The 12,717-nt window shown below is 66.1% G+C and carries 13 protein-coding genes; 8 read left to right on the plus strand and 5 right to left on the minus strand.

Features of this window, described 5'->3' with window-relative positions; translation table 11 throughout:
• Positions 1 to 111 precede the first annotated feature (111 nt).
• The 3 genes from FQK05_RS05095 to leuD form a co-directional block, all read right to left on the minus strand.
• Positions 112 to 1,164 carry an MBL fold metallo-hydrolase gene (locus tag FQK05_RS05095; protein WP_158964843.1) on the minus strand — a complete coding sequence of 351 codons (1,053 nt, stop codon included), beginning with the start codon at positions 1,162 to 1,164 and terminating at the stop codon, positions 112 to 114.
• 167 nt (positions 1,165 to 1,331) lie between these two features.
• Positions 1,332 to 2,429 carry an endonuclease/exonuclease/phosphatase family protein gene (locus tag FQK05_RS05100; protein ID WP_158964844.1) on the minus strand — a complete coding sequence of 366 codons (1,098 nt, stop codon included), beginning with the start codon at positions 2,427 to 2,429 and terminating at the stop codon, positions 1,332 to 1,334.
• 19 nt (positions 2,430 to 2,448) lie between these two features.
• Positions 2,449 to 3,054 (minus strand): 3-isopropylmalate dehydratase small subunit, encoded by a 606-nt coding sequence (gene leuD, locus FQK05_RS05105; protein WP_158964845.1) that lies wholly within the window; start codon positions 3,052 to 3,054, stop codon positions 2,449 to 2,451.
• A 178-nt stretch (positions 3,055 to 3,232) separates the two neighbouring features.
• Here leuD and FQK05_RS05110 point away from each other — a divergent pair, with 178 nt between their 5' ends.
• Complete coding sequence (locus tag FQK05_RS05110; protein WP_158964846.1) at positions 3,233 to 3,514, plus strand: hypothetical protein; 282 nt, start codon at positions 3,233 to 3,235, stop codon at positions 3,512 to 3,514.
• A 392-nt stretch (positions 3,515 to 3,906) separates the two neighbouring features.
• On the opposite strand, the gene FQK05_RS05115 is transcribed toward FQK05_RS05110, so the two are convergent.
• Both FQK05_RS05115 and leuC read right to left on the minus strand, forming a co-directional pair.
• A complete protein-coding gene (locus FQK05_RS05115; protein ID WP_158964847.1) occupies positions 3,907 to 4,428 on the minus strand; it encodes an HdeD family acid-resistance protein in 522 nt (173 codons plus the stop codon).
• 149 nt (positions 4,429 to 4,577) lie between these two features.
• Positions 4,578 to 5,981 carry a 3-isopropylmalate dehydratase large subunit gene (leuC, locus tag FQK05_RS05120; protein WP_158964848.1) on the minus strand — a complete coding sequence of 468 codons (1,404 nt, stop codon included), beginning with the start codon at positions 5,979 to 5,981 and terminating at the stop codon, positions 4,578 to 4,580.
• A 398-nt stretch (positions 5,982 to 6,379) separates the two neighbouring features.
• On the opposite strand from leuC, the gene rsfS reads away from it, so the two are divergent.
• The 7 genes from rsfS to FQK05_RS05155 all read left to right on the plus strand — a co-directional run bounded on the left by rsfS (position 6,380) and on the right by FQK05_RS05155 (position 12,685).
• The gene (gene rsfS / locus FQK05_RS05125) at positions 6,380 to 6,772 is read left to right on the plus strand and encodes a ribosome silencing factor (RefSeq protein ID WP_233270436.1); all 393 of its coding nucleotides are present in this window, start codon (positions 6,380 to 6,382) and stop codon (positions 6,770 to 6,772) included.
• A gap of 60 nt (positions 6,773 to 6,832) precedes the next feature.
• On the plus strand, positions 6,833 to 7,303 hold the full coding sequence (gene rlmH, locus FQK05_RS05130) for a 23S rRNA (pseudouridine(1915)-N(3))-methyltransferase RlmH (protein WP_158964849.1): 471 nt from the start codon (positions 6,833 to 6,835) through the stop codon (positions 7,301 to 7,303).
• 304 nt (positions 7,304 to 7,607) lie between these two features.
• Positions 7,608 to 9,065 (plus strand): FAD-linked oxidase C-terminal domain-containing protein, encoded by a 1,458-nt coding sequence (locus tag FQK05_RS05135; RefSeq protein WP_158964850.1) that lies wholly within the window; start codon positions 7,608 to 7,610, stop codon positions 9,063 to 9,065.
• Between the two features lie 75 nt (positions 9,066 to 9,140).
• A complete protein-coding gene (locus FQK05_RS05140) occupies positions 9,141 to 10,262 on the plus strand; it encodes an FAD-binding protein (protein ID WP_158964851.1) in 1,122 nt (373 codons plus the stop codon).
• Positions 10,263 to 10,270: 8 nt separating this feature from the next.
• On the plus strand, positions 10,271 to 11,566 hold the full coding sequence (glcF, locus tag FQK05_RS05145) for a glycolate oxidase subunit GlcF (protein WP_158964852.1): 1,296 nt from the start codon (positions 10,271 to 10,273) through the stop codon (positions 11,564 to 11,566).
• 155 nt (positions 11,567 to 11,721) lie between these two features.
• Positions 11,722 to 12,201 carry an Hsp20 family protein gene (locus tag FQK05_RS05150; RefSeq protein ID WP_158965953.1) on the plus strand — a complete coding sequence of 160 codons (480 nt, stop codon included), beginning with the start codon at positions 11,722 to 11,724 and terminating at the stop codon, positions 12,199 to 12,201.
• 256 nt (positions 12,202 to 12,457) lie between these two features.
• Complete coding sequence (locus FQK05_RS05155) at positions 12,458 to 12,685, plus strand: DUF2798 domain-containing protein (protein WP_158964853.1); 228 nt, start codon at positions 12,458 to 12,460, stop codon at positions 12,683 to 12,685.
• Positions 12,686 to 12,717: the final 32 nt, after the last annotated feature.

Raw genomic sequence — 12,717 nt, forward strand, 5'->3', positions numbered from 1 at the left:
TCGGCCGGGGCGGCTGGGCAAACCCCGCCCAACGCGTAAGACGTAAAGATGTGCGGGGACCGCGCACCCTACGAGGTGGTCACAGCTGAACGCGGGGGAACAATCCCGCCGTCAGGTCGGGCGGACGCGGTGGATGCCGTCGTCGACCAGCCATTCCAGCCGCCCGTCTTCCACCAGCCGGTTCACGTGTGCCAGTGCCTCGGAAAATGCGAAGGAAAACTGGTGCGGGTCCAGCTGGCGGTGGAACAGCAGCGGCGTGATCTCTGCCGTGGTCAGCGGGCTTGGGCTGACGATCTCCACCACCTTGTCCAGCCGTTCGTCATGATGGGCGATCAGTTCATCCGCGCGGACATGGGGCGCCGCAATCGGCAGACGGTGGCCCGAAAAGGTGACCGCATCGGCCGGCACGACCCGCTTGATCTGGTTCAGCGACCGGACGAAGGCACCCAGCGGGTCCGAATGGGGTTCCATCGCGTGGACCGAGACATTGGGCGAAATCCGCTCGATGATCTGGTCGCTCGCCATGAAAAAGTTCTCGTCCCGGCAGTACAGCATCGCCTGGTCCACCGAATGCCCGCCGCCGGTCAGCACCTCGAACTTTCGTCCGCCCAGCGTCAAACCCTGCGAGGGATCCAGCGCGATGAAGTCGTCCGGCAGGCCGGAGACCATCTGAAGGTAGTGCAGCCCCCTGCCGGCCACGACCTTTGCCTGTTCGGCTGTGGCGCCGTGCTTCAGGTAAAAGTCGGAATAGAAATGGCCTTTTTCCGCGAAGGGGCCCAGCCCCAGATAGCTGCCCATCAGGTATTCCGTCAGGGTCATGTGCAGCGGGATGCCGAATCGTTCGGTCATCCAGCCCGCCAGGCCGATATGGTCCGGGTGGTGGTGCGACACGATCAGGCGCGAAAGCCTGATACCCTTCAGCGCATTCTGGAATGCGTGGTCCCAGATCTCCTTGGTGCGGTCGTCGCAGATGCCGGTATCCAGCAGGGCGAAACCGTCGTCGTCCTCGATCAGGTAGAGGTTCACGTGATCCAGCTGGAACGGCAACGGAAACCGCATCCAGAGCACGCCGGGCGCGACCTCGATCGTTTCACCCGGGGCGGGCGGTTCCGTGAGGGCGGCCGCCGACAGCGGCGCGGGCGTGGTCTTGATGGCATGCACCATGGAAGTCTCCGTCTTGGGGCGCCGGCCGGATGCGTGGCGCCGAAATATCAATGTCCCTGTTGTAGGTGCACTCTGTGGCGCAAAGGGGGCAGGCCTGTAAAGCCCGGGCTTGCAAGGATGACAGTCCGCAGAAGGATCGTTGCGTCACATTCAGGCTTCAGGTGCCCCTACGGAAAATGCAAATCCACCCAGACCAGCGCATGGCGGCTGGCGCCTTCGCCGATCCCCTGCGCCCCGGGACGCAGGATGCCGGCATCGACGACGCTCAGGTCGGCCGAGGGCAGGACATAGTCGACCCGGAACCGTCCGATCCCGTCCCACTCGACAGTGGCCAGATCGCCTGTCGCACCGGCGAACGGGTCCTGCAGGCGCGGGTCGGCCAGCAGGGCCTGGATCGCCGCCTTGCGGCCTTCGCCCTCTGCCGGGTCTTGATTGGTATCCCCGGCCACGACCGGCAGACCGGGCGGCAGGGGGCCGAAGGCGCCGTCCAGCCACAGCGGCCAGAACCGGATCTCGTCCGCATTGCGTCTGCCATTGCGATCCTCGGGTCCATCGAAAACCGGGGGCGCCGCGTGAAAGGTCAGAACCGTCAGGACCTGCCCGCCCGGCAATTCGACCGGCACCGCCCAATGACCGGAGGAGGACAGGCGCTGGACCTGCAACGCCTCGGATGACGGGAAGGGGCTGCCGTCCGGATGGACGGGCAGGTCGGCGCCGGGCAGATCGCGCCACAGCAACGCGTCGAAGACCTGCGCCCTGTCCGCAAGGATCGGGAAACGGGACAGGATCGCCATGGCCCCCTGCCCCGTGAACGCGCCGAAACCTTGCATGTCTTCCGGTTCGCCCGGCCTGCCGTCGCCGTCCAGATCGGCACCCGACGGCAGGCCCCGGTTGCCGCGGGGAAAGAAGGTGTGGGGATAGTCGATCCCGGCATCGGCCAGGCGGGCGGTGAAGGCCGCCAGGGTCAGGCCGTCATGGTCCCAGTCGATGCTTTGCAGGGCCAGGATATCGGGGGCGGCCACGGCGATCATATCGATGACAGCGGCGATCTGCTTGTCCTCGCCACGGTCGATATCCCGCAGAAGAAGGCCGGGGCCGTCACGCTGAAGTTCGGCATTGAAGGTGGCAATGCGGACGGTATCGGCGGCCAGCGGACCGGCAATCAGCCACGCCAGCAGCCCCAGAGCGAAACATGCGCCCCGCCCGGCCGGGCGACGCGCATGACAGGGGCGACCTGCGCCCGCATGTGGTGCCCGGTCCGCCATCGGGTCCGGGCTGAGCAATTCAGACCCAGGGGCGCTGGGTGGCCAGCTGCGCCTCGTAGGACTGGATGGCGCCGACCTTCTCCATGGTCAGGCCGACATCGTCCAAGCCTTCCAGCAGGCAGCGCTTCTTGAAGGAATCGACCTCGAACGAGAACGACTCGCCGTCCGAGGTAGTGACGGTCTGCGCTTCAAGGTCCACGATCATGCGTGCGTTCGCACCCTTTTCAGCGTCCTTCATCAGAACGTCGACCACCTCTTGCGGCAGGGCGATCGGCAGGATGCCGTTCTTGAAGCAGTTGTTGTAGAAGATGTCGGCAAAGCTGGGCGCGATCACGCAGCGGATGCCGAAATCCTTGATCGCCCAGGGCGCATGTTCGCGCGAAGAACCGCAGCCGAAATTGTCGCCGGCCACAAGGATCTCCGCCTCGCGATAGGCGGGCTTGTTCAGGACGAAATCGGGCTTCTCGTTGCCGTTGTCGTCGTAACGCATCTCGTCGAACAGGTTCACGCCTAGGCCCGACCGCTTGATGGTTTTCAGGAACTGCTTGGGAATGATCATGTCGGTATCGATGTTGATCATCGGCATCGGTGCCGCAATGCCCGTGAGTTTCTCGAACTTGTCCATGGCGTCTCTCCTGATCGGGATGGCCTTCTTAATCATGCCTCGCGCCCCGGGACAAGTCGCCCCGCGTTCCGGCAGGTCTGTCACATGGCGTTTATATCCCGCGCCTAGGGTCGCGCCGGATCCGGCAGGCGACAGCGCCCCCCCCCGGACACCAAGGGACCATCCAGGAGAGCGGGTCATGAAGAAGTATCAGGCCGTCATCATGCACGGCGCCCACGAGGGCGAGGCGGATTACATGTTCGAAGGCCCCGATGACCTGATGGACCGCACACCGGTCCGGGTGATGCGGGCGTTCATGGAATATCTCGACAGCACCGCGGGGCTGGGCCACATCGACTATGAAATCAACGCCGCCAAGCGCAACCGCGAACAACGGGTCGTCACGATCCTGGGCGATCTCGTTTTTGCGCCCGACGACGTAAAGCCCTTCATGTGCATGATCTCGGAAAAGAAGGACTGAACATACGGCCCTGACGGACCAGCGTTTCGGACCCCACCATGACGTGGCCGCCAGCGTTCTTCGGGGCCGGACAGGCGTAGCGGAAGAAGAAATACGTGGACCCGCCCCCGTTTCCGGGCCGCGGGATCGTGTCTGCAGGATGTATTCGGCGGGAAAGGCGGGGCGGTCGGGCCGCCCCGGTCGGGATCGTGACGCAGGTCACGTCCGTCTTGTCGGTCTCACCCCGGAAGACATGGGAAGGTCAGGGACAAGACCGCCGTCGGTCGGCGTGTGGACCAATCTGACCCAGCAGATCCCGGTGCCGCAATAGATGCAGGTGTGACCGGGCGGGATCCTGGTCACCGTTGCTTTGTCTTCGGGGCGCGGCCCTGTCGGGCAGCGCCCCATGCGTATCAGCCCTTGGTCTTGGCCCGCAGGAACAGGCCCATGACCACCAGACCGGCGCCGTTGAAGATCAGTTCGATCCCCAGAAGGATGCCCAGCAGGCTGGTCGAGATCTCGGCGAAGTAGCTCCAGATATAGCCGGCCAGCAGGACCGACAGCGCGCCCGACAGCAGCATCGCCCAGAACAGGGGGCTGGCCCGCATGGACCAGGCCATGATGATGCGGATGATGCCGCCCAGACCCATCAGGATCAGGATCAGCAGCGCCAGAGACACCGCGCCTTCCAGCGGATTGTACAGGAACGACGCGCCCAGAAGCGCCGCAAGGATGCCCATCATGATGGTCAGCAGGCGGTTTTCCATCGCCTTGGTGGTCATGCCACCCCAGATCTGGATCACGCCGACGACCAGGAACAACGCCCCGGTCATGATGGCGACGGCCAGCGAGGCCGCCACGGTATTGCCCAGTGCGATCACGCCGAAGATGACGGACGCGATGCCCAGGAACAGGAATTTCAGCCAGTCGCTCATGGTACTGCCCCCCAGGGAGTTGAGATTGACCCAAGCCCTACAGTTTTTCGGGGCGCTGCGCCATTGCCTAAACCATTGGCAGCACAGGAAACGGGGCATCGTTGCCCCTGCGCCGCGCCCCGCGAAGCGGGGGCGCGGCGAGAACCCGATCAGATCAGGTCGCGCACGTCGGTCAGCTTGCCGGTGACGGCGGCCGCTGCGGCCATGGCCGGGCTGACAAGGTGGGTCCGGCCGCCACGGCCCTGACGGCCCTCGAAGTTCCGGTTCGAGGTCGAGGCGCAGCGTTCGCCCGGGGCCAGCTGGTCCGGGTTCATCGCCAGACACATCGAACAACCCGCAAGGCGCCATTCGAACCCGGCTGCCTCGAAGATCTCGGCCAGGCCTTCATCTTCCGCCTGGGCACGGACCAGGCCGGAACCCGGAACGACCATGGCACGCAGGCCGTCCTTGACCTTCTTGCCTTTCAGCACTTCGGCCGCGGCGCGCAGATCCTCGATCCGGCCATTGGTGCACGAGCCGATGAAGACCGTGTCGATCTCGATCTCCGACAGGGGCATGCCCGCGGTCAGGCCCATGTAGTCGATGGACCGCTTCACCGCGTCGACCTTGCCGCCCTTGTAGTCTTCGGGGTGCGGGACGGTCGCGGTGATCGGCAGCACGTCTTCGGGGCTGGTGCCCCAGGTGACGACCGGCGCGATGTCTTCGCCCTTCAGCGTGATGACCTTGTCCCAATGGGCGTCATCGTCGGAATAAAGCGTCTTCCACCAGTTCAGCGCAGCTTCCCATTGGGCGCCCTTGGGCGCGTGGGGCTTGCCCATGCAGTATTCAAAGGTCTTCTCGTCCGGCGCGATCAGGCCGGCGCGGGCGCCGCCTTCGATCGCCATGTTGCAGACGGTCATCCGGCCTTCCATCGAAAGGTCGCGGATGGCTTCGCCGCAATACTCGATGACGTAACCGGTGCCGCCGGCGGTGCCGGTCTCGCCGATCACCGACAGGGTGATGTCCTTGGCCGTGACGCCCGGGCGCAGCTTGCCCGTGATCTCGACCTTCATGTTCTTGGACTTTTTCTGGATCAGTGTCTGGGTGGCCAGCACATGTTCCACCTCGGACGTGCCGATGCCGTGGGCCAGCGCGCCGAAGGCACCGTGGGTCGCCGTGTGGCTGTCGCCGCAGACGACAGTCATGCCGGGCAGGGTCCAGCCCTGTTCCGGACCCACGATGTGGACGATCCCCTGACGGATGTCGTCCATCGGATAATAGTGCAGGCCGAATTCCCGGGCGTTCTGGTCCAGCGCCTCGACCTGGATGCGGCTTTCCTCGTTGGTGATTCCGTTCACCCGGTCGGCGGTCGTCGGTACGTTATGGTCCGGCACGGCAATGGTCTTGTCCGGCGCGTGCACCTTGCGGCCCGCCATGCGCAGACCTTCGAAGGCCTGCGGGCTGGTCACCTCGTGCACCAGATGGCGGTCGATATACAGAAGGCAGGTGCCGTCTTCCGCCTCGTGGGCGACATGGGCATCCCAGATCTTGTCGTAAAGCGTCTTGGGGGACATCGGTCCTCTCCCTTTTCGGGACGTATGGGTATTCTTGGTGTTGCCTGAGGGTCCGCAGGACGTCAGCCGCGCGCCAGTACCGATCTGGCGGCGCCGAAAAAGCGCTCGGTCAGCCGGGCGCGATCATCCAGGTCGAAAACAACGATCATGCAGCGCAGATACAGCCTGTCCGCCCGTCTATCAAGGCTTCGCCATTGGCCGATTCACAACCGGAAATTGCAGATGATGAAGCGGAAACTAACCATGCGCTGGCATGCCCGGCGGTCGTCATTGAATTGTCGCGCAAAAATTGCTAGGTTAAAGGGACAACCCAGCCTCCCCCGGCCCTTAATTGTCAGGACAGCCGGCGGACGTACAAACAGGAGGACACTGTCCTGTCGACCCTTACTGACGCGGCCCTGGCCGCTGACGACCGGGCCGGAAAGCCGGCGGCCCAAGACGATCCGACGAGCGAAACGCTCCTCGATCGGATTCTGACCTCTCTCGACGACGATAAGGCCGAAGATATCGTGCAGATCGATCTGCGCGGCAAATCTTCCATTGGCGACTACATGGTCGTGGCAACCGGGCGCTCCTCGCGTCAGGTGTCGGCCATGTCGGAAAAGCTGGTGGAACGGCTGAAATCCGACTTCGGGCGCAATGCCCGGATCGAGGGCAAGGAAACCGGCGACTGGGTGCTGATCGACACGGGCGACGTCATCGTCCACGTGTTCCGTCCCGAAGTGCGCGATTTCTACCAGCTGGAAAAGATGTGGCTGCCGGCCGGTGCTCCTGCTACTGCCTCGACCTGACGCCGGGACGCCCCCAACGACACGCCGTCGCCGGTTGACCCCGGCGCGAAAGGACCGGCAATGCGACTTACGATCTGCGCGGTCGGGCGCCTGCGCGCCGGACCAGAACAGGCGCTTGTCGACGATTACCTGACCCGTTTCGACCGGACCGGCCGCGCGCTGGGGCTTGGCCCGGCCCGCGTGGCCGAGGTCGAGGACAAGAAGAACATCGGCATGTCGGCCGAGGCGGAGTTGCTGCGCAAGGCCCGCCCCGACGGGGCCGTGACGCTGATCCTGGACGAACGCGGCAAGACCCTGACCTCGCCCGCCTTCGCGGACCAGCTGGCCGGATGGCGCGACCAGGGCCGGGGCGACGTGGCCATCCTGATCGGCGGCGCCGACGGTCTGGACCCGTCGCTGCGCGCCGAGGCCGACATGGCCCTGTCCTTCGGCAAGATGGTCTGGCCCCATATGCTGGTCCGGGTGATGCTGGCCGAACAGCTGTACCGCGCCGCGACGATCCTGGCCGGCGGCCCGTATCACCGGGTGTAGCTTTTCGGCCGGCGGGCAATATCACCGGGTTGAGTTTCGGGTCATCGGTTTCAGCTTTTCGCCCGGCCGCAGGCTGGGCAACGGCCGACCCGCCCCCCCCGTTTCAAGACATGGGCGGCCGCTTTGCGACCTCCCCGCGGGCCGGCCGCTGCCCTTCTCTCGATCCGATCGACGTCCCGCCTGACGGCGTGTGGTCTTGGCAGACATGTCACCCCGGCAAGACCGGTTTCCGAGCCCCTTCAAACACGCTAGACTTCCTCATCGGTCAGGGCGGGCACGCGGCCCGCCGCGATGGAGGACAGCCATGCAGATGCCAAAGCCCGATCCCGCCGTCCTGGCAGCCAAGGATCGTGTCCGCGAACGGCTGGAGGAAGTCCTGCCAAAGGACGCCGTGATTTCCGACCCGGTCGAGGCGCGGGTCTATGAATGCGACGCACTGACTGCCTACAAGTGCCCGCCGATGCTGGCTGTTCTGCCGTCCTCGACCGAGGAAGTGGCCGCGGTGCTGAAGATCTGCCACGAGGAAGGCGTGCCGGTGGTGCCCCGAGGTTCCGGCACGTCGCTGGCAGGCGGCGCGCTGCCCACGGCGGACAGCGTCATCCTGGGCGTGGCGCGGATGAACAGGGTGCTGGAGACGGATTACGACAACCGTTTCATCCGGGTGCAGTCGGGGCGGACCAACCTGTCGGTCACCGGCGCGGTCGAGGCGGACGGATTCTTCTATGCCCCCGACCCGTCGAGCCAGCTGGCCTGTGCCATTGCCGGGAATGTTGCGATGAATTCCGGCGGGGCGCATTGCCTGAAATACGGGGTGACGACGAACAACCTGCTGGGGGTGACCATGGTGCTGATGGACGGCACGGTGATCGAGCTTGGCGGCGCGCATCTGGACGCCGGGGGGCTGGACCTTCTGGGCGTGGTCTGCGGGTCCGAAGGCCAGCTGGGCGTGGTGACCGAGGCGACCTTGCGCATCCTGCACAAGCCGGAAGGCGCGCGGCCGGTGCTGATGGGCTTCGACACGAACGAGGCCGCGGGCGCCTGCGTGGCCGACATCATCCGGGCGGGCGTGCTGCCCGTGGCGATCGAGTTCATGGACCGCCCCTGCATCGAGGCCTGCGAGGCCTTTGCCGGCGCCGGCTACCCGATGTGCGAGGCGCTACTGATCGTGGAGGTCGAGGGATCGGAAGCCGAGATCGCGGCGCAGCTGGAAAAGATCCTGCAAATCGCCCGGCGGCACGATCCGGTGGAACTGCGCGAGGCGAAGGACGCCGACGAGGCCGGCCGCATCTGGCTGGGCCGCAAGAGCGCCTTCGGCGCGATGGGGCAGATCAACGACTACATGTGCCTGGACGGGACGATCCCGGTATCGGCCCTGCCGGAAGTGCTGCGGCGGATCGGCGAGATGTCGGACCAGTTCGGCCTGAAGGTGGCGAACGTGTTCCATGCCGGGGACGGTAACATGCACCCGCTGATCCTCTTCGACGCCAATATGCCGGGCCAGCTGGAGCTGTGCGAAGAGTTCGGGGCCGAGATCCTGAAGCTGTGCGTCGAGGTCGGCGGCTGCCTGACCGGCGAACATGGCGTGGGCGTGGAGAAGCGCGACCTGATGGGTGTGCAATACGCACCCAAGGACCTGGAGGCGCAGATGGCGGTGAAAGACGTCTTCGACCCGGCCTGGCTGCTGAACCCGGCCAAGGTTTTCCCGCTGGATGTCTCGGGCGCGCGCCGGACCGCTTCGGCTCCGGCGGACGCGGCCGCGTGAGGGCGGGTGTCGGACGGGGGGCTGGTTGCCCCCCGACCCCCGCGAGGTATTTGGAAAGAGAAGAAGGACAGGCGCGTGACACCGGGCAGTGAAGCGGAACTGGCAGAGCTGGTCGCGGCGGCGCGCGGGCCGCTGTGCATTCGGGGCGGCGGCACGCGGGGGCTGCCGGTGGAAGGCGAGGTACTTTCGACGGCAGGGCTTTCGGGCGTGACGCTCTACGAGCCCGGCGCGCTGACGCTGGTCGTCGCGGCGGGGACCCCCCTGGCCGAGGTCGAGGCGGCACTGGCGGCAGAGGGGCAGCGGTTGCCGTTCGAGCCGATGGACCATCGAAGCCTGCTGGGAACGGTTGGGGACCCCACGATCGGCGGGGTGATCGCGGCCAATATCTCGGGCCCCCGGCGGATCCAGGTTGGCGCGGCGCGGGATTTCGCCTTGGGCGTGCGTTTTGTCGATGGAACCGGTACGGCGATCCGGAACGGCGGGCGTGTCATGAAGAACGTGACCGGCTATGATCTGGTCAAGCTGCTGTCGGGCAGCTGGGGAACGCTGGGCGTGTTGACGGAGGTCGCGCTGAAGGTGCTGCCGGTGCCGGAAACCGAGGGCAGCGTCGTCCTGCATGGCCTGACGCCCGAACGCGCCGTGGCGGCGATGGCGCGGGCGCTGGGATCGCCTTTCGAGGTGAGCGGGGCAGCGCATCTGCCGGCCGGGCCCGGGGGCACGCCCAGGACGCTGATCCGGATCGAAGGCTTCGGGGATCAGGTGACATATCGGACTGGGCGAATCCATGCCCTGCTGGCAGGTTTCGGCGAGGCGCATGTGGAGATGGAGACCCGGGCAGACTGGGCCGATATCCGAGACGTGCGCCTGTTCCACGACATTGCGGGCGATGTCTGGCGGGTGTCGTGCAAGCCATCCGACGCGCCGGGACTGGCCGGGCGGATGGACGCCCGCGGGCTGGTCTTCGACTGGGGTGGCGGGCTGATCTGGGCACTTGTGCCATCGGGCACCGACGTCCGGGCGAAGCTGGGGACCTTTGGCGGCCATGCGACACTGGTGCGCGCCGCGCCCGAGACACGCGCGCGGCTGGGAACGTTCCAGCCGGAACCGGCCCCCGTGGCCGCCCTGACCGCCGGGATCCGCGCACGCTTCGATCCGAAAGGACTCTTCAACGCCGGCCTGATGGCCCCGGCCGCCTGAGAGACGACATGCAGACGACATTTACCGAAGAGCAACTTGCCGATCCGGGCACGGCCCGGGCCAACCAGATCCTGCGGGCCTGTGTCCATTGCGGGTTCTGCACGGCCACCTGCCCGACCTATCAGGTGCTGGGCGATGAACTCGACAGCCCCCGGGGCCGGATCTACCTGATCAAGGACATGCTGGAGAACGAGCGGGTGCCGGACGCCCGCACGGTCAAACATGTCGACCGGTGCCTTTCGTGCCTGGCCTGCATGACGACCTGCCCGTCGGGCGTGCACTACATGCACCTGGTCGACCATGCCCGGGCCTATATCGAGAAGCGCTACAAGCGCCCCCTGTCCGACCGCGCGCTGCGCTGGGTGCTGGCGCAGATCCTGCCCTATCCGACGCGGTTCCGGCTGGCGCTTCTGGGTGCACGGGTGGCGCGGCCGTTCCGGCGGCTGGTGCCCGGCGCGCGGCTGCGGGCGATGCTGGAGATGGCGCCGGCCCGCCTGCCCTCGCCCAGCCGCAACGACGATCCGCAGAGCTTTGCGCCCGAGGCCGCACCCCGGATGCGCGTGGCACTGATGACCGGCTGCGCCCAGCGCGCGCTGAACACCGATATCAACGATGCCACGATCCGGCTCTTGACCCGGCTGGGATGCGAAGTCGTGGTGGCCGATGGTGCCGGCTGCTGCGGGGCGCTGACCCATCACATGGGGCGCGAGGACGAGGCCCACGGAACGGCCGCGAAGAACATCCGCGCCTGGACGGCCGAGATGGACGGCAAGGGGCTGGACGCCATCGTCATCAACACCTCGGGCTGTGGCACGACGGTGAAGGATTACGGACACATGTTCGCACAACACGCCCTGGCCGGGGATGCCGGGCGGGTGGCGGGGATCGCCATGGATATCTCCGAACTCTTGGTAAAGCTGGGCCTGCCCGAGGGCGTGGAGAATCCCGCCGCCGGAACCCGCGTGGCCTATCACGCCGCCTGTTCCCTGCAGCATGGCCAGAAGGTGAAATTTGCGCCGAAGGACCTGCTGAAGGCCGCCGGTTTCCAGGTGGTGGAGCCCGCCGACAGCCATCTGTGCTGCGGGTCCGCCGGCACCTACAACCTGATGCAGCCCGAGATCTCGGGCCAGTTGAAGGCGCGCAAGGTGGCGACGCTGGAAGCGACAGAGCCGCAGATCATCGCTGCCGGCAATATCGGCTGCATGATCCAGATCGGATCGGCCGCGAAGGTGCCCGTGGTTCACACGGTGGAACTGCTGGACTGGGCCACCGGCGGGCCGAAACCCGCCGCCCTGTCGCAATAGACCGCGAATTCAACCGTTTGGCCGCCCCTTGACAGAGGCGGCCGGGCTTCCCAGATCAGGGATGTCGGGGCGCCGCTTACGGGTCCCGCACGACAGAACCGCCCGTCCAGACCGGAGGGCACATGACAGAGATCGCTCACAAGATGAGGATGACCATGCGTACGTTCGATTTTGCTCCGCTGCACCGCGCCACCGTTGGCTTCGACCAGATCGCCGACCTGATGGACCGGGTCCTGACCACGGAAGCCACGCAGCCGACCTACCCCCCCTACAACATCGAGAAGACCGCCGCCGACGCCTACCGCATCTCGGTCGCCGTGGCCGGATTCTCGGCCGACGACCTGTCGGTGGAAGTGAAGGAAAACGCCTTGGTGGTGTCCGCCCGCAGGGCCGATGACGGCGCCGATCGCAAGTTCCTGCACCGCGGCATCGCCACCCGCGCCTTCGAGCGCCGCTTTGCCTTGGCCGACCATGTCCACGTGACTGGCGCCAGCCATGCCGACGGAATGCTGCACATCGACCTGAAACGCGAGATCCCCGAGGCGTTGAAACCGCGCCGGATCGCCATTTCCTCCGACAGTGCCGTGCAAGGCAATGTCGTCGAAGCCAGCGTCGATCAGTCGACGGTCAACTGATCCGTCCGATTTCCCCTCGGATCGATCACCGGGCCCCGTGCGACACCGCGCGGGGCCTTTCACTTTGCGGGGCTTGACCCAATTGCCCGGCCTGCTAGACCGGATCCGTCGAAAAGAGGCTCATGCCGGATAGGTCATCCGGCACCGCGCAAGCGGGCCACGTTTCCAATGAACCCGCGACACCTGACCCCCGAAACCGGGCAGGTGTCGGCGCGGGATCATGCGCCGCCCTGCCGTGATCAAAGGAAACAAGCCAATGACCCTCGAAACCCGCCGCGCTGTCCTCTCCGGCCTCATGATGTCCTGCGCGATGTCACTGTTCTTCTCCGGCTTCTTCACCTTCCTGGCCCTCGGGCCGACGCAAGTCTGGCTGATGGCCTGGGCCCGCGGCTTCTGCATCGGCTGGCCGCTCGGCTTCGCGCTGGCAAGCTGCCTGGCCCGGCCGTTCGATAGCCTCGCTGCCAGGCTCAGTGGCAAAGACTGATCCTTGATCTCGGGGCCGGTGCAATTGGCCGG

The organism is Chachezhania sediminis, from assembly GCF_009765275.1.
GTDB lineage: Bacteria > Pseudomonadota > Alphaproteobacteria > Rhodobacterales > Rhodobacteraceae > Chachezhania > Chachezhania sediminis.

Coding starts and splice junctions, on each gene's coding strand:
- FQK05_RS05095 (WP_158964843.1), bottom strand. CDS start 1,164: ATGGTGCATGCCATCAAGACCACGCCCGCGCCGCTGTCGGCGGCCGCC.
- leuC (WP_158964848.1), bottom strand. CDS start 5,981: ATGTCCCCCAAGACGCTTTACGACAAGATCTGGGATGCCCATGTCGCC.
- FQK05_RS05150 (WP_158965953.1), top strand. CDS start 11,722: ATGCGTACGTTCGATTTTGCTCCGCTGCACCGCGCCACCGTTGGCTTC.
- FQK05_RS05110 (WP_158964846.1), top strand. CDS start 3,233: ATGAAGAAGTATCAGGCCGTCATCATGCACGGCGCCCACGAGGGCGAG.
- rlmH (WP_158964849.1), top strand. CDS start 6,833: ATGCGACTTACGATCTGCGCGGTCGGGCGCCTGCGCGCCGGACCAGAA.
- FQK05_RS05115 (WP_158964847.1), bottom strand. CDS start 4,428: ATGAGCGACTGGCTGAAATTCCTGTTCCTGGGCATCGCGTCCGTCATC.
- FQK05_RS05155 (WP_158964853.1), top strand. CDS start 12,458: ATGACCCTCGAAACCCGCCGCGCTGTCCTCTCCGGCCTCATGATGTCC.
- glcF (WP_158964852.1), top strand. CDS start 10,271: ATGCAGACGACATTTACCGAAGAGCAACTTGCCGATCCGGGCACGGCC.
- FQK05_RS05100 (WP_158964844.1), bottom strand. CDS start 2,429: ATGGCGGACCGGGCACCACATGCGGGCGCAGGTCGCCCCTGTCATGCG.
- leuD (WP_158964845.1), bottom strand. CDS start 3,054: ATGGACAAGTTCGAGAAACTCACGGGCATTGCGGCACCGATGCCGATG.
- FQK05_RS05135 (WP_158964850.1), top strand. CDS start 7,608: ATGCAGATGCCAAAGCCCGATCCCGCCGTCCTGGCAGCCAAGGATCGT.